This is a genomic window from Limosilactobacillus ingluviei DSM 15946, assembly GCF_001435775.1.
Taxonomy (GTDB): domain Bacteria; phylum Bacillota; class Bacilli; order Lactobacillales; family Lactobacillaceae; genus Limosilactobacillus; species Limosilactobacillus ingluviei.
Window position 1 is genome coordinate 1 of the sequence record NZ_AZFK01000052.1, and the last position, 24510, is coordinate 24510.

24 protein-coding genes are annotated in these 24510 nt (G+C 54.4%); 20 read left to right on the forward strand and 4 right to left on the reverse strand.

What is annotated here, in order from left to right; translation table 11 throughout:
• Positions 1 to 211: 211 nt before the first annotated feature.
• Together mscL and FC43_RS06660 are read right to left on the reverse strand one after the other, a co-directional pair.
• Complete coding sequence (mscL, locus tag FC43_RS06655) at positions 212 to 592, reverse strand: large-conductance mechanosensitive channel protein MscL (RefSeq protein WP_056955075.1); 381 nt, start codon at positions 590 to 592, stop codon at positions 212 to 214.
• Between the two features lie 179 nt (positions 593 to 771).
• A complete protein-coding gene (locus tag FC43_RS06660) occupies positions 772 to 1725 on the reverse strand; it encodes an L-lactate dehydrogenase (protein WP_019205776.1) in 954 nt (317 codons plus the stop codon).
• 550 nt (positions 1726 to 2275) lie between these two features.
• Here FC43_RS06660 and FC43_RS06670 point away from each other — a divergent pair.
• The 6 genes from FC43_RS06670 to dtd all read left to right on the forward strand — a co-directional run bounded on the left by FC43_RS06670 (position 2276) and on the right by dtd (position 7495).
• Positions 2276 to 2596 (forward strand): hypothetical protein, encoded by a 321-nt coding sequence (locus tag FC43_RS06670; protein ID WP_040469900.1) that lies wholly within the window; start codon positions 2276 to 2278, stop codon positions 2594 to 2596.
• Between the two features lie 90 nt (positions 2597 to 2686).
• The gene (gene prmA, locus FC43_RS06675; protein WP_056955077.1) at positions 2687 to 3646 is read left to right on the forward strand and encodes a 50S ribosomal protein L11 methyltransferase; all 960 of its coding nucleotides are present in this window, start codon (positions 2687 to 2689) and stop codon (positions 3644 to 3646) included.
• On the forward strand, positions 3646 to 4395 hold the full coding sequence (locus tag FC43_RS06680) for a 16S rRNA (uracil(1498)-N(3))-methyltransferase (RefSeq protein WP_056955078.1): 750 nt from the start codon (positions 3646 to 3648) through the stop codon (positions 4393 to 4395). The genes prmA and FC43_RS06680 overlap by 1 nt, the downstream gene beginning before the upstream one ends.
• 65 nt (positions 4396 to 4460) lie before the next feature.
• A complete protein-coding gene (locus FC43_RS06685) occupies positions 4461 to 4790 on the forward strand; it encodes a diguanylate cyclase family protein (protein WP_019205771.1) in 330 nt (109 codons plus the stop codon).
• A 12-nt stretch (positions 4791 to 4802) separates the two neighbouring features.
• The gene (locus FC43_RS06690; protein ID WP_056955080.1) at positions 4803 to 7034 is read left to right on the forward strand and encodes a RelA/SpoT family protein; all 2232 of its coding nucleotides are present in this window, start codon (positions 4803 to 4805) and stop codon (positions 7032 to 7034) included.
• Between the two features lie 23 nt (positions 7035 to 7057).
• Positions 7058 to 7495 carry a D-aminoacyl-tRNA deacylase gene (gene dtd / locus FC43_RS06695; RefSeq protein ID WP_056955082.1) on the forward strand — a complete coding sequence of 146 codons (438 nt, stop codon included), beginning with the start codon at positions 7058 to 7060 and terminating at the stop codon, positions 7493 to 7495.
• A gap of 136 nt (positions 7496 to 7631) precedes the next feature.
• Here dtd and FC43_RS06700 read toward each other — a convergent pair whose 3' ends face one another.
• Positions 7632 to 8474, reverse strand: a complete 843-nt coding sequence (locus FC43_RS06700) for a fructosamine kinase family protein (protein WP_056955084.1) — start codon at positions 8472 to 8474, stop codon at positions 7632 to 7634.
• A 15-nt stretch (positions 8475 to 8489) separates the two neighbouring features.
• The gene (locus FC43_RS06705; protein WP_056955086.1) at positions 8490 to 9356 is read right to left on the reverse strand and encodes an N-acetylmuramoyl-L-alanine amidase; all 867 of its coding nucleotides are present in this window, start codon (positions 9354 to 9356) and stop codon (positions 8490 to 8492) included.
• A gap of 386 nt (positions 9357 to 9742) precedes the next feature.
• Between FC43_RS06705 and hisS the strand changes: the two genes are divergently transcribed.
• The 14 genes from hisS (at position 9743) to rpoD (ending at position 24455) form a co-directional block, all read left to right on the forward strand.
• Positions 9743 to 11035, forward strand: coding sequence for a histidine--tRNA ligase (hisS, locus tag FC43_RS06710; protein WP_056955088.1), 1293 nt, complete (start codon positions 9743 to 9745; stop codon positions 11033 to 11035).
• 4 nt (positions 11036 to 11039) lie between these two features.
• Positions 11040 to 12818: an aspartate--tRNA ligase gene (gene aspS, locus FC43_RS06715; RefSeq protein WP_056955090.1), complete on the forward strand. Its 1779-nt coding sequence runs from the start codon at positions 11040 to 11042 to the stop codon at positions 12816 to 12818.
• 97 nt (positions 12819 to 12915) lie between these two features.
• The gene (locus FC43_RS06720; protein WP_056955092.1) at positions 12916 to 13395 is read left to right on the forward strand and encodes a GNAT family N-acetyltransferase; all 480 of its coding nucleotides are present in this window, start codon (positions 12916 to 12918) and stop codon (positions 13393 to 13395) included.
• 142 nt (positions 13396 to 13537) lie between these two features.
• Positions 13538 to 13726 (forward strand): 30S ribosomal protein S21, encoded by a 189-nt coding sequence (rpsU, locus tag FC43_RS06725; RefSeq protein WP_019205763.1) that lies wholly within the window; start codon positions 13538 to 13540, stop codon positions 13724 to 13726.
• 60 nt (positions 13727 to 13786) lie between these two features.
• Positions 13787 to 14236, forward strand: coding sequence for a GatB/YqeY domain-containing protein (locus FC43_RS06730; protein ID WP_019205762.1), 450 nt, complete (start codon positions 13787 to 13789; stop codon positions 14234 to 14236).
• Between the two features lie 136 nt (positions 14237 to 14372).
• The gene (locus tag FC43_RS06735) at positions 14373 to 15320 is read left to right on the forward strand and encodes a PhoH family protein (RefSeq protein WP_040469897.1); all 948 of its coding nucleotides are present in this window, start codon (positions 14373 to 14375) and stop codon (positions 15318 to 15320) included.
• Complete coding sequence (gene ybeY, locus FC43_RS06740) at positions 15320 to 15790, forward strand: rRNA maturation RNase YbeY (RefSeq protein WP_056955094.1); 471 nt, start codon at positions 15320 to 15322, stop codon at positions 15788 to 15790. The genes FC43_RS06735 and ybeY overlap by 1 nt, the downstream gene beginning before the upstream one ends.
• Positions 15774 to 16169, forward strand: coding sequence for a diacylglycerol kinase family protein (locus FC43_RS06745; protein WP_056955096.1), 396 nt, complete (start codon positions 15774 to 15776; stop codon positions 16167 to 16169). Before ybeY ends, FC43_RS06745 begins: the two co-directional genes overlap by 17 nt.
• A gap of 15 nt (positions 16170 to 16184) precedes the next feature.
• Positions 16185 to 17090 carry a GTPase Era gene (gene era, locus FC43_RS06750; protein WP_056955098.1) on the forward strand — a complete coding sequence of 302 codons (906 nt, stop codon included), beginning with the start codon at positions 16185 to 16187 and terminating at the stop codon, positions 17088 to 17090.
• A 63-nt stretch (positions 17091 to 17153) separates the two neighbouring features.
• Entirely contained in the window at positions 17154 to 17942 is a 789-nt protein-coding gene (recO, locus tag FC43_RS06755) for a DNA repair protein RecO (RefSeq protein WP_019205757.1), read from the forward strand.
• 291 nt (positions 17943 to 18233) lie between these two features.
• Positions 18234 to 19208, forward strand: coding sequence for a glycine--tRNA ligase subunit alpha (gene glyQ, locus FC43_RS06760; RefSeq protein ID WP_056955100.1), 975 nt, complete (start codon positions 18234 to 18236; stop codon positions 19206 to 19208).
• Positions 19208 to 21277, forward strand: a complete 2070-nt coding sequence (gene glyS, locus FC43_RS06765) for a glycine--tRNA ligase subunit beta (RefSeq protein ID WP_056955102.1) — start codon at positions 19208 to 19210, stop codon at positions 21275 to 21277. Before glyQ ends, glyS begins: the two co-directional genes overlap by 1 nt.
• Before the next feature lie 137 nt (positions 21278 to 21414).
• Entirely contained in the window at positions 21415 to 23310 is a 1896-nt protein-coding gene (dnaG, locus tag FC43_RS06770; protein ID WP_056955104.1) for a DNA primase, read from the forward strand.
• 2 nt (positions 23311 to 23312) lie between these two features.
• Positions 23313 to 24455 carry an RNA polymerase sigma factor RpoD gene (gene rpoD / locus FC43_RS06775; protein WP_019205753.1) on the forward strand — a complete coding sequence of 381 codons (1143 nt, stop codon included), beginning with the start codon at positions 23313 to 23315 and terminating at the stop codon, positions 24453 to 24455.
• Positions 24456 to 24510 lie beyond the last annotated feature (55 nt).

Sequence of the window (24510 nt, forward strand, 5' to 3'; positions counted from 1 at the left end):
GGGGTACTTTTTGTCAAATATTTGGTGTCAAGAGCTTAACTTAATGACATTAATCTGTAAATATGTCGTGTGTTAAAATTGGAATTAGCGGATTTTTGAGTGTTGCTATCACTACTATGTCCAAGTCTATTAAGCAAAAGTTGTGGCAGCCTAGTTTAAATACAGGGATAAGAAAAGGGACCAGCGAGTGATTTCGTTGGTCCCTTTAAACTTACTTTTGCTTTTGGTCTTCGAGCATTTGCACGATCTTTTCCAATGATTCTTCGGCGCTGGCGTGAGCCGGTGCTTCGGGTTCTTCTTCCTTCTTTGGCATTGCCTTGTTAATGGCTTTCACCAGTAAGAAGACAACGAAGGCGATGATCAAGAAGTTAATGACCGAGTTCAAGAAGAGCCCGTATTTGAAGTGGGCGTCGCCAACGGAGAGAACCAAGTTTGACAGGTCGATCTTCCCCAGGAAAATCCCGATCAACGGGTTGATCAAGTTCGCTACCAAGGATTTTACGATCGCCGTGAAGGCCGAACCAATGATAACCCCAACGGCCAGGTCCATCACATTCCCGCGACTGATAAATTCTTTGAATTCTTTGATCACAATATAAACGTCCTTTCTTCCAGTTTGCTAAACAGTCATTAACCATTATACGGGAAAAAGCGCGCTTGAAAAGATAAATTTTCTGATCATTTGATTAATAAGGGACAAAATTTAAAAAATTTATTAAAAAAAGACGGTTCCCCGTAGGGTTCCGTCTTTTTAAAGTTTTTTTAAGCAAATTAGCCTTGCAGCTTGGCCATCCCGGCCGTGGCGATTTCCTTTAAGGTCTTAGCTGAAGCGGCCATGGCCTTGGTTTCCCGTTCGTCCAGTGGCACTTCGATTACCCGGTCGATCCCTTGGGCGTTGATAACGGCTGGCGTCCCGATGTAGATGTCGTCTAAGCCGTATTCACCGTTCATTGGGGCCGCAATTGGCAGCACGGCGTTTTCGTCCCGCAAGATGGCCCGGGAAATCCGCATCAGGGCCGTAGCAACCCCGTAGTAGGTTGCGCCCTTGCGGTTGATGATTTCGTAAGCCTTGTGGCGCACTTCGTCTTCGATTTGGAGCAGTTCGTCCATCGAAACGCCGGCTTCCTTGGCCATGTCCAAGAGCGGCTTGCCACCGATCGTCGCGCTGGAGTAAGCGGCGAATTCCGTGTCACCGTGTTCACCCAAGATGTTGGCCATCACGTCAACTGGGCTGACGTTGAACTTCTTGGCCAAAGCAACTCGCAGCCGGGCGGAGTCTAAGGACGTCCCGGAGCTGATTACCTTGTGCTTCGGGAAGCCGGAGAACTTTTGCGCGGCGTATGTCAAGATGTCCACTGGGTTCGCCGCCACCAGGATGATCCCGTCAAAGCCCGAAGCCTTGATTGGTTCGATGATTGACTTCATGATCTTCATGTTCTTGTCAACCAGGTCCAACCGGGTTTCACCCGGCTTTTGTGGGGCCCCGGCCGTAATTACGACCAGGTCGGCATCCTTGCAAGTGTCGTAATCAGCGGCGTAAACTAACTTAGGCGCCGTAAATGGCGTAGCGTCTTCGAGGTCTAAGGCGTCCCCTTCCGTGCGTTCCTTGGACAGGTCGATGATGGCAAATTCTTCGGCCAACCCTTGTTGCACCATGGCGTAAGCGTAACTGGAACCAACGGCTCCGTCACCGACTAAGACAACTTTTTGGTGATTCTTAGACATAAGATAATACACTCTCTTTCTGTGTGACTTTTGCGGAGGTCCTCCTCCATCGCGAAAACTATTATATCATGCTCCTTCTCACAATGTTAGAAAAATCGCGAATTTTTTCACAAGTTTGAAAGCGCTTTTTTCTTGTTCTTTTGCAAATGAAAGGGGTTGGTCTTTTAATTTTTCACAATATTAAGTTTGTGATATCGTTAGCGACCCAGTCCACCGATTCCGCAGACGACAATTAATCCCAACAGTAAAACCGGCCATAACAGCACTTTGAATAGGATCGCCGCAATTATCAAGAACAAAAACACCCCACAGAGCCAGAGCGAAAATTTAAAGAGTTTCCAGAGCAGCCACAATCCGAGTAGTAAAAAAAGCAGGGTCATTGCAAAAACCACCTTTCAGCAGACTAAAATTATGGTAAAATACTAGCTTAAACTACGCATAGTCTTTGGCACGTTGCCAAGGGTATGGTAAAATTAACACATTGTAAGGGCGCAGTGCCCTGGAATCAGTTGAGGAGGTGATTACCATTTTAAATCGGACCAAACAGTTTATGCGGGATAACGATCTGACGTATAAGAAGGAATATATTCGCCCGATGATGACACCGGAACACGTCTACATCTTCCGGTTTGGTAAGCATAAACTTAACAACCGGGTAATCATTCGATACTCCCATACGTGGACGGGTCGATTGAAGATTAATGAGATTGACGTCCGACTCCACCACCAGCACCACCCGCGGATTTTTAAGACCGAGCGCGATTTGATCATTTACTTGACCAATCATTTGGAAAAGAAGCGCCAACAAGCGGGGGATGCCAAGCAGAATGAGGCCCCAGCCACGCCAGCTGAACACCCGGCGTCGGAATAAGGCCATCATACTAAATTTCAGGGGCCGCGGCAAAGCGATTTGTCGGGGTCTTTTCGTTTTTTTAAGAACTGTGACAGCGGAGGAAATAAGATGGAGCAGTGGACAGAAATTATCGTTGAAACCAGTACGGCGGCCGTGGAAGCCGTCGCTTACCAACTAACCAACCACGGGGCGGCCGGGGTGAAGATTGATGACGCCGCCGATTTTGCGCAGCTGACCAGCCAACCCGACCAGTATGGGGCGATCATTGATCCCTTCAGCCTGCCCCACCGGCAAAGCGGTGCGGCGGTAACGGGGTACTTTGCGCCGACGACCTTTGTGCCGGAAATCCTGCCGGAAATTGAAGCGGCCGTGCGGCAATTAGCCGACTTTGGCTTGGATCCGGCGCCGGGGACGGTCACGGTGCACCAATTGGAAAATGACGATTGGGCCTTGGCCTGGCAAAAGTATTACCACCCGATCCGGCTCAGCCGCCAGCTGACGATCGTGCCGGCCTGGGCCGAGTATCAACCAACCAGCCCGGATGAAAAATTGCTGGTCTTGGATCCGGGGATGGCCTTTGGGACCGGGACCCACCCGACGACCAAGCTGATGTTGCAAGCCCTGGAAATGACGCTGCGCGGGGGCGAAAGCTTGCTGGATGTCGGCACCGGTTCGGGGGTCTTGAGTATTGCCGCCAAGCAATTAGGGGCCGGGGCGGTGCAAGCCTTTGACCTGGATCCGGTGGCGGTGGCCTCAGCTAAAAAGAACCTGGCCTTAAATCCGGTGGCCGCGGACGTGCAAGTGGCGCAAAACAGCCTCTTAGACGGGATCAACACCCAAGTGGACGTGGTGGTCGCCAACATTTTGGCAGAAATCATCCTGCCCTTGATTCCCCAAGCGCTGGCCAACCTTAAGCCGGGCGGGGCCTTTTTGACCTCCGGCATTATTAAGGATAAGTTTGAAACGGTCAAACAAGCCCAAGAGGCCGCGGGCTTTGTGATTGATGAAACCTTGCGGATCAAGGATTGGTATGGGATCATTGCCCACAAGAAGGGGGAAGACGAGTAGTGCAACGTTATTTTTTACCTGAACAAACCGCGACGGACACGCCGCTGGTTCTCCCCGCCACGGTGGCCCACCACTTGGTAACGGTCTTGCGGGCGCAAGTCGGGACGGCCGTAGAAGTCGTGCTGGCGGATCACCAGGCTTACCAAGCCGAGGTCGTCGCCCTGACCCCGGCGACCATCACGCTGAGGGCCCCGCTGACCAGCCAGGTTGAATTACCAGTGACGGTGACTTTGGCCTGTGGTTTACCTAAGACCAAGGAAAAGCCGGAATTGATCGTCCAAAAGGGGACGGAACTGGGCGCCCATCACTTTATCTTCTTTGAAAGTGAACGCTCGGTCAGCCACTGGGACACCAAAAAGGTCGCGAAGAAATTGGACCGGCTGCAAAAGATTGCCCTGGGGGCGGCGGAACAGTCGCACCGGACCTGGTTGCCAACGGTTGAATACCGGCCTAACCTGGCCGCCGTTTTACAGGAACCTGCTGATCAGCGCCTGGTCGCCTGGGAAGAGTCGGCAAAGCAAGGCGAAGCCGCGGCCTTGACGCAAAGTTTGACCAGCTTGCAAGCGGGTCAACGCATCTTGGCCCTCTTTGGGCCGGAAGGCGGGTTGACCAGCCAGGAAGTCGCGGCGATGACGGCGGCGGGTTTTCAAGCAGTTGGCTTGGGGCCCCGGATCTTGCGCACGGAGACGGCCCCACTGTACTTTTTGGCGGCGACTTCCTACCAATTAGAACTGCAGGGCAATCTGTGATTTACCGGCGGGGAACCTGTGCTAAAATAAGAATTATCTAATCGGGCAGATTTGAGGGAATGCGAATGCAAAGAATAAAACAATGGTGGCAAGCAAGTGATCGCCTTGCCATCGTGATCAGTCTGGTAATGGGAATCCTGGTGACGGGGCTGGCAGCGCGCAGTGGGCTCATCAGCCGGGTGCTGATGGTCGGCGGTTTGCTCTTGATCATCAACAGCGGGCTCAGCATTTGGCTGGGTAAGCGCTTGGTAACCAGAAAAAGCGGGATGCTGTTCTGGTTTCCGGGGGCCTACTTGTTAGGGGCGTATCAGTTTGCGCCGCGTTACATGTGGCCCTTTGCCTTAGTGTACTTGGGAATCAGTTACCTGGCTTGGTCAATGTCAAAACCGGACTAAGGGGGGATTGGGATGTCGAAGGTGAAAGAATTAACGCATCAAGATGTCAAAGCGATGGTCGCTGCTTACATGAATGAGGATCACGTGGCCTTGGTTGAGCGGGCCTATCACTTTGCGGCCGTGGCCCATGCCAATCAGGTGCGCAAATCGGGGGAACCCTACATTATTCACCCGATTCAAGTTGCGGGGATCTTAGCCGAGTTGCGGATGGATCCGGAGACGGTGTGTGCGGGCTACATGCACGATATTGTCGAAGATACCGGGGCCACCTTAGGCGACATCCAAGAGCTCTTCGGGCCGACGATTGCGCTAATCGTTGATGGCGATACCAAGATCAGCAAGATTCACTATAAGTCCAATAAGGAACAAATGGCCGAGACTCACCGGAAATTGCTCTTGGCGATGAGCAAGGACATCCGGGTGATGATCGTCAAATTGGCCGACCGGTTGCACAACATGCGCACCTTGCAGCATTTGCGCCCGGACAAGCAACGCCGGATTTCCAACGAAACCTTGGAGATTTACGCCCCGATTGCCGACCGGCTGGGGATCAGCACGATCAAGTGGGAATTAGAGGACCTGTCCTTGCGCTACTTAAACCCGCAACAATACTACCGGATCGTCCACCTGATGAATTCACGGCGCGATCAGCGGGTCAGCTACATTAACGCGGCGATCGACCAGGTCAAACAATCAATCAGTGACCTGGCCTTAAGCGGGGAAATTGAGATCTACGGGCGGCCCAAGCACATTTACTCGGTCTACCGCAAGATGGTGACCCAACACAAACAATTCAGCGAAATCTATGACCTCTTGGCAATTCGGGTCGTGGTGGATTCGATCCGCGATTGTTACGCCGTCCTAGGGGCGATCCACACCAGTTGGAAGCCGATGCCGGGGCGGTTTAAGGATTACATCGCCATGCCGAAAGCCAATGGTTACCAATCCTTGCACACGACGGTGATTGGACCCGAAGGACGGCCGTTGGAAATCCAAATCCGGACCCACCAAATGCACGAGGTGGCCGAATACGGGGTGGCCGCCCACTGGGCCTACAAGGAAGGCAAGACGGCCGGCGTGGATCAGACCAGCCGGGATTCCCAAAAGCTCAACATCGTTAAAGAAATCCTGGAACTGCGCCAAGAAAGCAACGGGACCGACGAGTTTATGCAGGGGGTCCAAAGCGACATCTTTGCCGATAAAGTCTACGCCTTTACCCCGAAGGGTGATGCGATCGAAATGCCGAAGGGGGCCGGGCCGCTGGATATGGCCTACCAGATCCACACCGAAGTGGGGAACCATACCACGGGGGCGAAGGTTAACGGGCGGATCGTGCCACTGAATTACGAGATCAAAAACGGGGATATTGTCGATATTTTGACCTCGACGTCTTCGGCTGGCCCGAGCCGCGATTGGCTGGATCTGGTGTCGACCCGGCGGGCCCGCAATAAGATTCGCCAGTTCTTCCGCGCCCACAACCGGGAAGAAAACGTGGAGGAAGGTCACCGGATCATCGAAACCGAGTTGCGGGACAATGGCTTTAATCCGGCCCAATTCATGGTCCCAGACCTGGAGCGCAAGGTCGCCGAGCAGATGCACTACAATTCGATCGATGACCTCTACGCCGCCGTTGGCTTTGGGGATGTCCCACCGTTGGGGGTGTGCAACCGGTTCACTGAAGATGTCCGGAAACAACAAAAAAAGGACCGCCAGCGCCAGGCCGAAAAGGAATTGCTGGAAGAACACAAGACCTTTGATGCCAAACCCGAAAAGAAGAAGCTGCCGACGTCCAATGACCGGATCATTGTCGAAGGGGTCGATAACCTCTTAACCCGGCTCAGCCATTGTTGCAGCCCGATCCCGGGCGATGACATCGTCGGCTACATTACCAAGGGGCGCGGGGTGTCCGTCCACCGGCGGGATTGTCCGAACGTCAAGGCCAGCGAAGCCAGCGGCCAACGGTTAGTATCTGTTTACTGGTCGGATCCGCAGGGCGACCGGACCAACTATAACGCGGATATCGAAGTCCAAGGCTACAACCGCAATGGTTTGTTAAACGATGTGATTCGGGTGGTCAACAATAAGACCCGCTACTTGAATTCGATCAATGGGAAGGTTGACCACAACCGGATGGTCACGATCTCCTTGACCGTAGGGGTGCGGAATTTAAACCACCTGCAATTGATCGAGGATGCCTTGAAGAACGTAGCGGATGTTTACGTGGTCAAGCGAGTCATTCACTAAGCCAAAATAACGGAGGATAAGAGATGCGAGTAGTATTGCAACGGGTCAACCACGCCCAGGTCACGATTGACGGTCAAGTGGTCGGCAAGATCGGCAAGGGTTACCTCTTGCTAGTCGGCTTTGGACCGCAAGACACGCCGGCGACCTTGGAATACTTGGCCCACAAGATTGTTAATCTGCGGGTCTTTGAAAGTGAACCCGGCAAGATGAACTTGGGCCTCAAGGACGTCGGTGGGGAAATTTTATCGATCTCCCAGTTTACCCTGTATGCGGACGTGAAAAAGGGCAACCGCCCGGGCTTTTCCAATGCTGCCAAGCCAGCGGTCGCCGAGCCCTTATACCACCAATTTAATGATCTTTTGACCGCCGCCGGCATTCACGTTGAAACCGGCCAGTTTGGAGCCGACATGAAAGTCGAGCTGGAAAATGATGGGCCGGTGACGATTATTTACGAAAAATAAGTAAATTAAAGCGGCCGGAAAAAAGTTTTAAAAATTCAAAAGCGCTAGCAACCACGTTACTGAAAACGTTGATTGCTAGCGCTTTTTGTTGTTGCTACTTACAGTTCTAGCCGAAAAAATGGTTTCTTCTCAGCCGCTAGTATTGCTGTAAAATCTGATCGACGCTTGGCCCGTAACTTTCGCCAAACAAGATCAGGTGCATGGTCAGGTAGTAGAATTGGTACCACGGCAGGCGGGTTTCAAAGCCCGGTGCTAAGGGCCAGACGCTTTGGTAGCCCTGATAAAAGGCCGGCTCAAAGCCGCCAAAAATCGTCGTCATCGCCAAGTCAAACTCGCGGTCGCCAAACAGGGCGTCCGGATCGATGAGGGTTGGCGTCCCCGTGCTAGTAAACAAGAAGTTACCGGCCCAAAGATCGCCGTGTAAGAGGCTGGGCTGGACCGAGTGGATCTGATAATAGTGAGCAAAGGCGGCCACCATCCGCTGGTAGTGCTGGTCGCGCCAGTCATTCCAAACGCCCTGGGCCTTGGCGGCCGCGACTTCCGGGGCCAGGCGTTGGTGGCGGTAAAAATCGCCCCAGTCGGCATTCCAATGATTGTTTTTGGTTAAGACCTTGGTGGTGTGGTCGGTCGCAAAGCCGAACTGGTCGTTGGTGATTTGGTGGAGCCGAGCGACCGCTTGGCCGAGGGCAAACTGATCGCCCGCGCCTTGGTCCAGCCAATTTAAAATCAAGTAGGCGTGATCGGCCACCACCCCACTGGCCAACGGCTGGGGGACATTAACCGCCTGACTGAGGGTTAACAACCCCGCTTGTTCGTGGGCAAAATAGCTGGCCGGCTGGTGGGGTTGGACCTTGATGAAGTAGGTTTGGGTGGCCGTTTCCAGCCGAAAGGCCAGGTTGATGTCACCGCCGCGCACCGGGACCACCCGCTGGAAGGGGGCGAAGGGCAATTTTTCAAACCAACTCAACGGTAATTCCATGGCAAGACTTCCTTTCTATTTCCCAGTCCGCACCTGGCAGAAGCGGTTGACCCCTTTGACGATTTGGGTCGCCGCTTGGTCTTGGTAGCGGGCAGATTTAATTTGCTTAAAATCGCGCTTGGTATTAATGTAGCCCATCTCACAGAGAATCGCCGGCTGGGTGTTATCGCGGATCACTAAGAAGTCACCAAAGTCAGTCCCGAGGTTGGCCAAGGGCAGGGGCGTAAGTTCATGGTTGACCAAGGTGGCCAGGGTTTTGCTGGCGCCTTGGTGGTAATAGTAGGTGGTCATCCCGCTTCCCTCGTTGGCGTGGGGGGAAGAATCAAAGTGAAAGCTGATGAAAGCATCGGCTTTGACCCGCTCGGCGACTTGCGGGCGCGGCTTGAGATCTACGAAGTGATCATCGGTCCGCGTCATAATCACCCGCGCCCCCTGGGCCCGCAGCTTGGCGGCGACGCGCTGCGCCATTTGCAGGGTGTAAGTCTTTTCCATGTATTTGGCTTGTTTACTGTCAGCGACGTGTTCGGCCCCCACGTCGGTCCCCCCGTGGCCGGCGTCGATGACGATCGTGGCTTCACTTAAGGCATTCCCAGAGGCGACTTTGGTTTGGTGGTTGACCCGCCAGGCCGGCGCCCAGACGACCTGGTGATCGCCTAGGAGTAATTTGTACCAGTTATGACTTTGCCCAATCAAGCGGACCTTTTCGGTAGCCGCTTGGTGCTTGAGGGGCTGGTAAGTCAGCCCCGGGCCCATCCGTAAGGTCACCGCTTCTTTATGGATGGTAAGCCGATTTTGGGTTGCGATGATGGCAATCAGCAGCAAAGCAAGGCCGATGGGGAGCAAAGTGCTCCACCAGCGGCGGTATTTAATCAATTTCTCCACACGAAATCGCCCCTTTTTGTTTCCTTAAAAATAAGTATGACCGGCTAAAGAAAAAAAGCAACCTTTTTCAAGGCTGCGGCTGGGAAATGTCGGGGAAAAACTTGACTCGGCGCGGGGGAACGAGTAAGGTAAATGAGAATTAAAAATTTTCAGCCACCAGTGAGAAAGCCTGATCGATCCTGCGGGAGTTCAGCGAGCCGGGATGGGTGCAAGCCCGGTATCCACGCAGATCGAGTGACCCTTTTGAGGTGGGCTGCGTCGCCTGGCGACGTTATCCGTGAGTGATACCAAGGTGGTACCGTGCTAAAAAGCACCCTTGTGAAAGCAGGGGTGCTTTTTCTTTAGGCCGGGGGCTTGCGGAGCTGTAATAATAGGAGGGAAAAATAATGCGTTACCAACGTCCAAAGGGGACGGCCGACATTTTGCCAACGGACACGGTTAAGTGGCAATACGTGGAAGGCGTCGCCCGGGAATTGTTTAAGACTTACGACTACCAAGAAATCCGGACGCCATTGTTTGAAAGCTATGAGGTCTTTTCACGCTCCGCTGGGGATACGTCCGACGTGGTCACCAAGGAAATGTACGATTTCAACGACAAGGGGGATCGCCACATCGCCTTGCGGCCAGAAGGGACGGCCGGGGTCGTGCGGGCCTTTAACGAAAACAAGCTGTACGGACCGGAATTCCAAAAGCCCTACAAGGTTTACTACCTGGGGCCAATGTTTCGTTACGAACGGCCGCAATCCGGGCGGCAACGCCAATTCCACCAGATCGGGGTGGAAGCCTTTGGCGCCGATAATCCGGCGATCGACGTGGAAGTCATCGCGATGGCCTGCCAATTATTTGCCAAGCTGGGGTTGACCAACCTGCGGGTCGCCATCAATTCCCTGGGGGACCAAACCAGCCGGGCCAACTACCGGCAAGCCCTGATTGATTACTTAAAGCCGCACTATGCGGAATTAAGTGAAGACTCCCAAGCCCGTTTGGAAAAGAACCCGCTGCGGGTCTTGGATTCCAAGGATCCGCGCGACCAGCAGTTCGTGGCTGACGCGCCATCGATTCTGGATTACTTGACGCCGGAAGCCCACGACCGCTTTGAAGCCGTCAAGCAAATGCTCGACGCCTTAGGGATTGATTACGTGGTCGACGCTACGATGGTCCGCGGGCTGGATTACTACAACCACACGATCTTTGAAGTGATGGTTCAAGCCAAAGCGCTGGGCCACGGTTACACCACGATCTGTGGTGGGGGCCGTTACAGTGGCCTCGTCGAACAACTTGGGGGCCCTGACTTGGCCGGGGTCGGCTTTGGGATCGGCCTGGAACGGCTGCTCTTATTGTTGGAAGAAGAAGGGGCGGCCCTGCCGACCTTGCCAACGCTGGACCTGTACGTGGTCGGGATTGGCCAAGCAACGAACCTGGTCAGCTTGCAGCTAGTGCAAGCCGCCCGGGCTGCTGGTTTGATTGCCGAACGCGACTACCTGGACCGCAAACCAAAGGCCCAGTTTAAGACGGCGGCTAAGGCCGGGGCCAAGGCGGTCTTAACGGTCGGCGAACGCGAACTGGCCGCCGGCAATGTCCACTTTAAGAATATGGCAACGCAAGAAGAAGTGACCCTGAAGTTAGCGGATGTTTTAGCGGACTTCAAGGGCGTCTACACGGCACAATTGGGGGAATAAACAAATGAAACGGACAAACTACGCTGGCCGGACCAGCGAAGCACAAATCGGCCAAGAAGTCGTCTTAAAGGGCTGGGTCGCTAAGCGGCGCAACCTCGGGGGCCTGATCTTTATTGACCTGCGCGACCGCGAAGGGATCGTGCAATTGGTATTTAACGAAGAAGACGACCGGGTGGCGTTTGAAGTAGCCAACGAATGTCGCAATGAATACATCATTGAAGTCCGCGGGCTGGTACGGGCCCGGGCCCAAGCCAACCCGGAACTGGCGACGGGGAAGATCGAAGTCGAAGTCAAGGAAGCCAACATCCTGGCCCGCTCCAAGACGCCGGCCTTCGAAATCAAAGATGACGTCGAAGCGGCGGAAGACCTGCGCTTAAAGTACCGCTACTTAGACTTGCGGCGGCCGCAAATGATGAAGAACATGAAGTTGCGCAGCAAGGTGGCCGCGATCGTTCACAGCTATTACGACAGCCACGACTTCATGGACGTGGAAACGCCAAACTTGACCCGCTCAACGCCGGAAGGGGCGCGGGACTTCTTGGTGCCATCCCGCTTGTATGACGGGCACTTCTACGCCCTGCCCCAATCACCGCAATTGTTTAAGCAATTGTTGATGGCCGCCGGGGTGGATCGTTACTACCAAATGGCGCGTTGCTTCCGGGACGAAGACTTGCGGGGGGACCGCCAACCGGAATTTACCCAGATTGACACGGAAATGAGCTTCGCCACGGCCGAAGAAATCCAGGAAATGACCGAAGGCTTGATCAAGCAAGTCATGAAGGAAGCCCTGGGGGTCGATGTGCCAACGCCATTCCCCCGTTTGGACTGGCAAGAAGCGATGGACCGCTTTGGTTCCGACAAGCCGGACACCCGCTTTGGGATGGAAATTCACGACCTGTCCGATTTAGTTAAGGACAGCAGCTTTAAGGTCTTTTCTGGCACCGTGGCGGCCGGCAATTACGTCCGCGCGATTGCGGTCCCGGGTGGGGCCGACCACTACTCCCGTAAGGACATTACCAAAAAGGAAGAATACATCAAGCGTTACGGCGCCAAGGGGCTGGCCTGGGTAAAGGTTACGGCCGACGGTTACAACGGGCCGATTGCCAAGTTCTTAACGGACCTGGCCGACCCGATCAACGAACGCTTGGGAGCCAAGGAAGGCGACTTGATTCTTTTCGTGGCTGATACCTTCCACGTGGTTTGTGATGCCCTGGGTTACCTGCGGGAAGCCATCGCCAAGGAAATGGATTTGATTGCGCCAAACCAATGGAACTACCTGTGGGTGGTCAACTGGCCGATGTTTGAATACGACGAAGGCTTTGGCAAGTGGATTGCCGCTCACCACCCCTTCACGATGCTCAAGGAAGAAGACCTTCACTACTTGGAAGAAGGGGAAGACCCACACCAAGCTCACGCCCAATCCTACGATATCATTTTGAACGGGAACGAAATTGGCGGGGGCTCGATCCGGATTCACGATCCAAAGGTCCAAGAAAAAGTCCTAAAGGCACTGGGCTACAGCAAGGAAGAAGCCAACGCCCGCTTTGGCTTCCTCTTGCGGGGGCTGGAAAACGGGATGCCGCCGGAAGGGGGCCTGGCCTTTGGCTTTGACCGCTGGGTAATGCTGTTGGCCGGAGCTGACAACATTCGGGACGTGATTCCGTTCCCGAAGAACTCCAAGGGGATTGAACCAATGACGGCTGCTCCTGGGATGGTTGATCCAGAACAGTTGGAGGAATTGCATCTGACGGTCGCTGCTGAAGCACCCGCGGATGAAGACTAATGCTTAACGAAAACGCCAATCGGTTTGAAACGGATTGGCGTTTTTGTTTCAGGTTTGTTAGAATGAGACCCAACCAGAACGGACGGGAGGAAATACAATGCTGATGCGAGAAATTGAAGCCCAAGACGATGCCGCCCTGGCCCAAATTATTCGCCAGGCGCTGGAGGCTGCAAACCTAGCCCGGCCGGGAACGGCCTATTTCGATCCGGAATTGGAGCATTTGAGTCGCTACTACCAAGCGGCTCCGGACCGGGGCTACGTGGTGGCGGTCAGCGACGACGGGGTCGTGTTAGGGGGCGCCGGGTATGCGCCCTACGCCCCGGCCCAGCAAGTGGCGGAATTGCAAAAAGTGTATCTAACCCCCGCCGCCCGCGGGCGCGGCCTCAGCTACCAATTGCTGCAAGCCGTGGAACAGCGTGCCAAGCAGGCGGGCTTTCGCCACTTGTACTTGGAAACGCACCATACCCTTACGGCCGCGCGCCACGTGTACGAAAAAATGGGCTTCCAAGAATTGCCGGGCCCGATGCAAACGGCCAACCACCAGACGATGGACCGCTTTATGATTAAGGACCTCTAAATTTGGGCGGTTAGTCCCCAAGAAAATTTCAAAAATTTGTTGACTTTCGGGGAGAGGATGCCTAAAATATAGTGCGTAGTGGATAAACCAGAATGATCTGGTATAACAGTACGATTTTAAGCTCGGAGGGAGGGAATTCAATATGTCCAAGACTATCGTTCGGAAGAATGAATCGTTAGACGATGCTCTTCGGCGCTTTAAACGTACGGTTTCACGGAACGGAACGCTTCAAGAATACCGCAAGCGTGAATACTATGAAAAGCCAAGTGTAAAACGCAAGTTGAAGTCTGAAGCGGCACGAAAGCGTAAGAACAAGCGCCGTCGTTACTAATGGCTAAAAGCTCCGGTTCTTTGACCGGGGCTTTTTTCGTATCGAAAGGAAGGCAAGACAATGAGTTTATTAGAGCAATTAACCAAGGATATGGTCGCGGCCATGAAGGCCAAGGATAAGGCAACCTTGAGCGTGGTCCGGATGTTAAAGGCGGCGGTGGCCAACGAAAAGATCAAGCTGGGCCACGATTTAACGCCCGATGAAGCCAACGGGGTCTTGGCGCGTGAATTCAAGCAACGCAAGGAGTCTTTGGCCGAGTTTGAAAAGGCCGGGCGCCAAGACTTGATTGATCAGGTCAAGCACGAATTGGCCGTGGTCGAAAAGTACCTGCCCAAGCAATTAACGCCGGCGGAAGTCGCCCAAGTCGTCAAGGACACGATTGCCCAGGTCCAAGCCACGAGCATGAAGGACTTTGGCAAGGTGATGGGGGCGATCATGCCGAAGGTTAAGGGCAAGGCCGACGGTAAGGTCGTCAACGAAACCGTGAAGAAGTTCTTACAAGGTAAATAAATTTCCCAGCGATCGGGTCTGCCGGTCGCTTTTTTGATCACTGTCGTTTTGGCGGTCAATTGTGCTATAATTTTTTCAGATAATTTAGTAAAAAAGGGGAAAGCTTTTTTTGGCAGCAGCAGAAAAAATAATTGAAATGCAATATGAAATCGATAACCCGCGGGTGCAAATTGCCCTCCTCGGGACGCAGGATCAATACGTCAGCCTGCTCGAAGAGGGGATGGGCATCACGATTCACCCGTTTGGCAATCAATTGAAGCTCAGCGGGCCTGATGAAGCCGTGCATTTAACGCGGGCGATTTTAGACCAGCTGGTGGCCTTGATCGAGCAGGGGATTACGATTGCCAGTACCGATATCATCAGCGCCATGAAGATGGCCCACAAGGGGACGTTAGAATACTTTGCCGACCTGTACCAAGAAAAAATCATCAATGACCGTAAGGGGCGGCCGATTCGGGTGAAGAACTTCGGCCAGCGCCAGTACGTCCACGCGATGAAAAATCACGACGTTACCTTTGGGATCGGCCCGGCCGGGACCGGGAAGACTTACTTGGCCGTAGCGATGGCGGTAGCCGCCCTCAAGCGCGGGGAAGTTGAACGGATTATTTTGACCCGCCCGGCCGTGGAAGCCGGCGAAAGCTTAGGGTTCTTACCCGGTGATTTAAAGGAAAAGGTCGATCCGTACCTGCGGCCAATCTATGATGCCTTAAACTCAATTTTTGGCGCCGACCACACCGAACGCCTGATGGAGCGGGGCGTGATTGAAATTGCCCCGTTGGCCTACATGCGGGGCCGGACCTTGGACAACGCCTTTGTGATCCTCGATGAAGCCCAAAACACCACCAAGGCCCAAATGAAGATGTTCTTAACCCGGTTGGGCTTTGGCGCCAAGATGGTCGTCAATGGCGACGTCTCGCAAATCGACCTGCCGCGGGGGGCCAAGAGTGGCCTCTTGTCGGCCGAACAAATTTTAAAGGACGTCGCGGCGGTCGAGTTTGTCTACTTTCAGGCCGATGACGTGGTTCGCCACCCCGTCGTTGCCAAGATTATCGCGGCTTATGACCGCGCAGAGGGGAAGAATTAATGGAACTGACAATTTATGACCACAGCCAGGGGATGCTGACGGAGCACCAAACGGCCCTGGCCGAAGAACTGTTGGCCCAAGCGGCGGCCAAGTTGGCCTTGCCAGCCAACGCGGAGTTGTCCTTGACCCTGGTCCGCAATCCGGAAATGAAGGAGCTCAACGCCAAGTATCGCGGCGTGGATCGGGCAACGGACGTGATTTCCTTTGCGATCAACGACGAGGAGGATTTAACCTTGCCGGCGGAATTGCAAGCCGAGTTGCCACTGGACTTAGGAGATTTGTTTATTTCCCTGGATAAGGTCAAGGAACAGGCGCTGTTTTTAGGCCATTCGGCGGACCGCGAATTCGGCTTTTTGCTGGTGCACGGCTTTTTGCACCTTAACGGCTACGACCACGAGACGCCCGCCGATGAAGCGGCAATGTTCAGCCTCCAAGAGGCGATCTTAACGGCTTATGGGCTCACCCGCTAAAGCCCCTCAGACCGGCAAAAATCGCCACTTTAGCCAGGCGTTGCGCCACGCGGGGGCCGGGATTTGGGCGGTAATTAAAAATGAGCGCAACATGCGCAGCCACTTAGTGTCCGCGGGGGTGGTCGTCGTGGTGGGGCTGAGCTTGCACGTGGATTTGAACACCTGGTGCTGGTTGGCCCTGGCGATTGCGTTGGTCTGGTTTGCAGAATTTTTAAATACGGTGATTGAGGCCCTGGTTAATTTAATTGTTGGGCAACGTTATGATGAAAATGCCAAACTGGCCAAGGATGTGGCTGCGGGGTTGGTCCTGTTAGCCGCGGGCTTGGCGGTGGTAATTGGCCTCTTGGTCTTGGCACCGTACCTCACTGATTTAATATGATAAAGGATGGAAAAGATGACGGAAGCAAAATTTCACTCGGGCTTTGTGGCCCTGATCGGGCGGCCCAACGCCGGAAAGTCGACCTTGATGAACTACGTGGTCGGCCAAAAAGTGGCGATCATGAGCAATGTCGCCCAAACGACGCGCAATAAGATTCAGGGGATCTACACGACCGATCATGCCCAGATCGTCTTTATTGACACCCCCGGGATTCACAAGCCAGTGACCAAGCTGGGTGACTTCATGGAACGTTCGGCGTTGTCGGCCTTGGATGAAGTCGATGCGGTCTTGTTTGTCGTCCCGGCCGACAGTAAAAAGGGGCCGGGGGATGAATTTATCATCGAACGCTTAAAGAAGGTCCACAAGCCGATCTACTTGGTCGTCAATAAGATCGACCTGGTCAACCCCAACGACCTGCCAGACATTGTGGCCCAGTACGAAGGAACTTTAGATTTCAAGGGGATCATCCCGATTTCAGCCTTGCAGGGTAATAACGTCAACCAATTGATCAATGATTTAGTTGCCCAACTGCCGGAAGGTCCGCAATACTACCCGAGTGATCAGATTTCGGACCACCCGGAACGGTTTGTGATTGCCGAAATGATTCGCGAAAAGGTCTTTCATTTGACCCGCCAAGAAGTTCCGCACTCCGTGGCAATTGACGTGACCAGCGTGAAGCGCGAAAGTGAAGACACCGTCCACATCAGCGCCAACATCGTGGTCGAGCGGCCGGGTCAAAAGGGGATTATTATCGGCAAGAAGGGGGCGATGCTCAAGCAAATTGGGCAAAGCGCCCGCCAGGACATCGAACACCTCTTGGGCGATCACGTCTACTTGCAGCTGTGGGTCAAGGTGGTGCCAGGCTGGCGCGACAAGGCTGCCATGCTCAAAGACTACGGCTACCGTAATACCGATTACTAATGATGAGCTGCTAAAGCCGGGGCGCACCCCGGTTTTTCTTATGAATTGAAAGGGGGCGCCGCAATGGCCCGGGTAAATACTGATTTTGAAGGTTTGATTTTATTTCGGCGCGACTACCGCGAACACGATCTGCTGGTAAAATTTTTGACCCGTAACCTGGGACCGACGATGTTCTTTGTCCGCGGGGCGCGGCGCAAGGGTTCCAAGTTGGCGGCGCCGCTCTTGCCCTTTACGTATGGGACCTACGTCGGCTGGCTGGAAGGGGGCAACTTATCCTACCTGGTCGCCGCGAAAGAAACCCACCAGCTCAAGCACTTGGGGCCAGATCTGACCGCGAATGCTTATGCGACCTACCTGCTCGATTTGGTCGGGGTGGCCTTTGAAGAGGGGCAGGGGATCGGGGCCTGGTATGACCAAATTTTAACTGCGTTGCAGCTCCTCGATGCCGGCAAGGCGCCCCAAGTGATCGTCAATGTTTTAGAAGTTCAACTGTTGGGGCGCTTCGGGGTGGCCCCGCGTTGGGATGGCTGCGTAATCTGTGGGCGGCGGGATTTACCACTGGATTACTCGGAGGCGTTTGGGGGCGTCTTATGTCGCGATCACTGGGACCAAGACGAACACCGCTTGCATCTGCAGCCGAAGGTGGTCAATTACCTGCGCTTGTTTGCCCACTTAAATCTGCAAACGGTCGGGGACGTGAACGTTGACGCGCCAACCCAGCGGGCCCTGCGCTGGGCGCTGGATAAGATTTACGCTGATCAGGTCGGCTTGCACTTAAAGAGCAAGCACTTTCTGGATTCGTTAGCCAGCTGGCAGGATCAATTGACTTTGCCGCCGCGCGAAAATTCGTGAAATCACCCTGGACGATTGACTTTTGGCGGGTAGGCGGGTACTATTAACAACGTATATTTTTGAATATCTGCTGGCGATGACGGGAAGAAGAGATCCATTTCACAGCGAGCGGGAGATTGGTGCAAGCCCGCCGGATTTTCGGAGCACCCCCGAGCTGGAATAATGAAGCTGTTTTGCATAGTGCAAAAAAGCAGGGTGGAACCGCGAGTAATCGTCCCTGCAGCCACGGGCTAACCGTCGCTGCGGGGCTTTTTTACTTTCCATCGGCAGCAGAGTGAAAGGAGAAACAGCATGGCCAAGAAAATGACGGTCCAAGAGATCATCTTTACCCTGGAAAAATACTGGGCAGACCAAGGATGTATGTTGATGCAAGCGTATGACAACGAGAAGGGGGCCGGGACGATGAGTCCGTACACCTTCTTGCGGGCAATCGGGCCCGAACCGTGGAACGCCGCTTACGTCGAACCATCCCGGCGGCCGGCGGACGGGCGTTACGGGGAAAATCCGAACCGGCTCTACCAACACCACCAATTCCAAGTCCTGATGAAGCCTTCGCCGGCCAACATCCAGGAATTATACCTGGGCAGTCTGCGCGAACTGGGAATTGAACCGCTCGAACACGATATCCGCTTCGTGGAAGACAACTGGGAAAATCCTTCCATGGGGTGTGCCGGGGTCGGCTGGGAAGTCTGGCTCGACGGGATGGAAGTGACCCAATTTACCTACTTCCAAGTTGTCGGGGAATTGCAAATGGATCCGGTGGCCGCGGAAGTTACTTACGGCTTGGAACGGCTGGCGGAATACATCCAAAACGTCAACTCCGTTTATGATTTGGAATGGTCCGACGGTGTCTTGTACGGTGACATCTTTAAAGAACCCGAATACGAACACTCCAAGTACGCCTTTGAAGAAAGCAACCAAGACATGCTCTTGGCTGACTTTGACAACTTTGAAAGTGAAGCTAAGCGCTTGATTAAGCTCGGGTTGATCCACCCGGCTTACGACTATGTGCTGAAGTGCAGCCACACCTTTAACCTTTTGGATGCCCGCGGGGCCGTGTCCGTCACGGAACGGGCCGGCTACTTGCACCGGATCCGGATCATGGCCAAGATGATTGCCAAGGCCTTTGTCGAAGAACGGCGCAAGCTCGGCTTCCCGCTGATTCACGACGAACAACAGCGCCAGGCAACGGTTGAAAAGTACACTCAGGCGGCCGAAAAAGCGGCGGCCCGGGCTGCCAAGCAAGCCAAGAAAGGGGAAAAGTAATGACGCACTCATACTTGTTAGAAGTCGGCGTAGAAGAAATGCCGGCCCACGTGGTAACCAAGAGTATCGCCCAATTGCACCAACGGGTGGCCAACTTCTTAAAGGAAGAACGGATTGACTTTGCGCAAATCCAAGAGTTTGCGACGCCGCGGCGCTTGGCCTTGCTGATCTCCGGGTTAGCAGACAAGCAACCGGACGTAGATGAAGAAGTTAAGGGCCCGGCCAAAAAGATCGCCTTAGATGCTGATGGCAACTGGACCAAGGCCGCCCAAGGCTTTACCCGCGGCCAAGGGGTCAGCGTCGATGACATTGAATTTAAGGCCGTCAAAGGGGTCGAATACGTCTTTGTCAACAAGCACGTCGCGGGGCAACCAGTGGCCAAAGTCTTGGCCAAGTTGCCGGATGTGATCACGGCGATGAACTTCCCAACCTTGATGAAGTGGGGCAGTTTCAACCTCCAATTTATCCGGCCGATTCGCTGGCTGGTCTCCTTGTTGGATGATCAAGTGGTGCCGTTTAGCATTTTAAACGTGACGGCCGGTCGGACCACCCAGGGGCACCGCTTCCTGGGCCACGCCATTGACATCGCCACGGCGACCGATTACGAAGCCGCCCTCAAGGCCGACTTTGTGATTGCCGACCAAGCCAAGCGCAAGGCCCTGATCCAAGAACAAATTCACGCCTTAGTGGCCGAACACGACTGGGTCCTAGACGAAGACTTGGAACTGCTGGAAGAAGTCAACAACCTGGTGGAATGGCCAACCGCCTTTGCCGGGGCCTTTGATGAAAAGTACCTTGTCTTGCCCGAAGAAGTCCTGATTACTTCCATGCGTGACAACCAACGCTTCTTCTGCGTCCGGGATCACGCTGGCAAGCTCTTGCCGCACTTTATTTCCGTGCGGAACGGGAACCGCGACCACTTGGATAACGTGATCAAGGGGAACGAACGGGTCTTGGTTCCCCGCTTGGAAGACGCAAAATTCTTTTATGAAGAAGACCAAAAGCTCAGCATTGACCAATACGTGGCCCGCTTGAGCAAGGTCAGCTTCCACGATCAAATCAGCTCGATGGCCGAAAAGATGGCCCGGACCGGCGCCTTGGCCCAAGCCCTCGGGCACCAATTAGGCTTGAGTGAAGCCGAATTGGCGGACCTGCAGCGGGCCAGTGCGATCTACAAGTTCGACCTGACGACGCAAATGGTTGGTGAATTTGCCGAACTGCAGGGGATCATGGGCGAAATTTACGCCAACTTAGCCGGGGAAAAGCCGGCCGTGGCCGCCGCGGTGCGGGAACACTATCTGCCAATTGCGGCGGAAGGGGACCTGCCGACGACCAAGCTCGGCGCCCTGCTGGCGATTGCCGACAAGCTGGACTCAATTTACAGCTTCTTTGCCGTGGGCTTGATCCCATCTGGTTCCAACGACCCGTACGCCCTGCGGCGCCAGGCGGCCGGGATCATGCGGATTTTGGTGGCCCAAGGCTGGCACTTGCCAATCTTGACCTTCCAAGCCCAAGCGGCCCAAGCCGTTGCCAACCTGGACTTGCGCTACGACTACACGAAGAATGCCGCCCAAGTGCGGACTTTCTTGCTCGACCGGATTAAGCAATTCCTGAGTGATGAGCACCTGCGGCACGACGTAATTGACGCGGCGACTGACACCAAGGTCGCCGATCCGGTCAACATTGTCGCTGCAGCCCAACTGCTGGCGGACCACCAAGCGGACGCGGGCTTCAAGGACCAAATTGAAGCCCTGACCCGGGTCATCCGGATCGCCCAAAAGGCCCCAGCCGACCTGCCAACGACGGTGGACCCAGCCAAGTTTGTTAACCCATCGGAAACGGCGCTGCACACGGCCGTGGCTGCTTTGGCCAAGCAAGCGGACCAATTGAGCCTGGCGGACCTGTTTGCCAAGTTAACGGCGCTGGCGGACGTGATCACGGCTTACTTCACGGAAAACATGATTATGGACAAGGACGAAGCCGTCAAGAACAACCGGCTGGCCCAACTGACTCTGCTAGCGGACTTAACGGGCCGCTTGGGGAACTTGGACCAATTAATTGTGAAATAAGCCGGCCCCTTGGCAAGCCCCGGGCCTTGTGCTAGAATATAAAATAGTATTATTAGGTAGTATTTTGATGAAAGGTCGCATTCCGTTTTCAGGGGGCGACCTTTCGTAACTATGCATGCACGAGCGGGGGGTTGTGAATGGCGAAGATCCCGGAGGAGGTCTTAGACCGGCTCCGTAATGCGGTTGATATTGCGGATGTGATCGGTCAAGATGTGCAGCTGAAAAAGCAGGGGAAAAACCTGATGGGGCACTGTCCCTTTCACCAGGATGATACCCCCTCGTTTTCGGTCAACCAGGAAAAGCAATTCTTCTACTGCTTTTCCTGTCACCGGAGCGGGAATGTCTTTAGTTTTTTGATGCAATTACATGACATGTCCTTTCCCCAGGCGGTCGAAGCCGTGGCGGAGTTTGCCGACCTGGAGTTGCCCAGCCAGTATACGGCGGCCGCGCCGTCCAATCCAAATAGCCAGGGGGGCCAGTTGGGGCGCTTGCACGAACAAGCGGCCAAGCTCTATCATCACATCCTGGTCAATACGCCGGCTGGGCAGCCAGCCTTAAAGTACCTTTTGGACCGGGGGATGACGCGGGAATTGATCGATCAGTTCAACCTCGGTTTTGCGCCCGAACCCACCAATGGGCAGCCGGTCTTATACCAGTACGCCCAGCAACAAGAGCTGGATTACCAGCTTTTGCGCAAGTCCGGCCTGTTTGTCGAGCGGGCGGATGGGCAGTTGCAGGACCGCTTCCACGGGCGGGTGATGTACCCGATCAAAAATGCCAACGGCCAGGTGATCGCCTTTTCCGGGCGCATCCTGGCTAAAAAGGCCCCAGCCAACACCCCCAAGTACCTCAACAGTCCGGAAACGCCCCTGTTTAATAAGCGCCAGACCCTCTTTAACCTGGATTTGGCCAAGCAGGCGGCGCGCAAGGCGGGGCACTTGACCCTGCTTGAAGGCTTTATGGACGTTATTGCGGCGTACGGGGCCGGGATCAAGACCGGGATTGCCTCGATGGGGACCAGTTTTACCAGCGAACAGGTCCAAGCCATCGCGCGCCTGACCAGCCAGCTGACGATTGCCTACGATGGGGACGAGCCGGGACAAGCGGCGATTGATCGTTCCTTAAAGCTGGTCGAAGATACCGCCCCGGATTTAACCTTACGGGTGGTCCAACTGCCGGCGGGTCTGGACCCGGATGAATACGTCCAAAAGTACGGCAACCTCAAATTTCAGGAGTATATGACCCATGGCGAAGAGACGGCGGTTGATTTTCGCTTAGCTTACTTGCGCAAGGATTTGAACTTGCAAAAGCAAAGCGAATTGATTAACTACTTGAATGCGGCCTTGGAAGTAATTGCGACCGTGCCGACGCCGGTGGGGCAAAGTGTCTACCTGAAAAAATTAGCGGGGGAATTTGGCCTGGACCTGGGCAGTTTGGAGCGGCAATTGGCCAGTATCCCCGCGCCGCGGGCCGTCCCGGCGGCGCCGATGGGGACCGTCCCGCCGCCAGAAGAAGAAGCGGGGCTGGTTCCCCCGCCAGCTGAAGATCCTGACTGGACGGTGCCGGCGGCTAATCAGCCGACGACCTTGTCGCGCGGCGAACGGGCGGCGCAAATCCTGTTAAAATACTACTGTTATGATGCGGAAGTGCGCTACCGCCTGGATGCTTTGGCGGATTTTCAGTTTCCCCAGCCCGCCTACCAGCAGTTGTACACGGTCATTAAGCACTACCTGGCGGATCATTCGGACTTTGTCCCCGCGGCGGTGATGGATCACCTCACCCCCGGGGCGCAAAGTCTGCTCAGTCAGGTTGAAACCCAAATCATCGCTGAAGAAGAAAAAGCGCAGGTCGTGACCGATTGTCTACGGGTCCTGACGACGGAGCTGCCGCTCACGGCCCAGATTGAACAAACCCAAGCGGCCCTAAACGAGGCCAGCATGCTGGGCGACAGCGACCAAATCCTGCACTTAACCACTCAATTGGTGCAACTCTATCAACGTCAGCAAGCAATGAAGACGGAGGAGATTAATTAATAATGGCAAAGAATGCAAAAAAAGACCTGGTAATTTCAAACTTGGAAAACTTTGATCAAGCGGCTTACGACAAGGCCGTCGGTAAGTTGATTCGGACCTACAAGCAACAAAAGGAAATCGAATACAACGAATTAACTGATCAAATTGCAACTCCGTTTGGGCTGAACGCAGAAGGGATGGACAATTTGATGCAAAACGTCGAAGATGCCGGGATCAGCGTCGTCGACGAAAACGGTGACCCGGACCCACGGGCCTTGCGGGCGACCGAAAAGCTGTCCGATAAGGCGGTCAAGGATACCTCGGCGCCCACCGGGGTTAAGATCAACGACCCGGTCCGGATGTACTTAAAGGAAATCGGTCGGGTCAACCTGCTGACGGCCGACGAAGAAGTCGCCTTGGCCCTGCGGATCGAAAAGGGCGATGAAGTCGCCAAGCAGGAACTGGCCGAAGCCAACCTGCGGCTGGTGGTTTCGATCGCCAAGCGCTACGTTGGGCGGGGGATGCAATTCCTCGATCTGATTCAAGAAGGGAACATGGGTCTAATGAAGGCAGTCGAAAAGTTCGACTACCGCAAAGGGTTCAAGTTCTCTACTTACGCAACCTGGTGGATTCGCCAGGCGATTACGCGGGCAATTGCCGATCAGGCCCGGACGATTCGGATTCCGGTCCACATGGTTGAAACGATCAACAAGCTGATCCGGATCCAACGCCAACTCCTCCAAGACCTCGGCCGTGAGCCGCTGCCGGAAGAAATTGGGGCGGAAATGGATATGCCAACCAAGAAGGTCCGTGACATCTTGAAGATCGCTCAAGAACCAGTTTCCTTAGAAACGCCAATTGGGGAAGAAGACGACTCCCACTTGGGCGACTTTATCGAAGACCACGATGCCACCAGCCCGGCGGACCACGCGGCTTACGAGATGATGAAAAAGCAACTCGAAAATGTCTTGGACACTCTGACCGACCGGGAAGAAAACGTCTTGCGGCTCCGCTTTGGCCTGGATGACGGGCGGACGCGGACCTTGGAAGAAGTCGGTAAGGTCTTTGGCGTGACCCGGGAACGGATTCGGCAAATCGAAGCGAAAGCGTTGCGAAAATTACGGCACCCTTCGCGGTCCAAACAATTGAAAGACTTTTTAGAATAGACCAAACCAACTACCAAACGGTTTTGTGCCTCCAAGATGAGGTGCAAAACCGTTT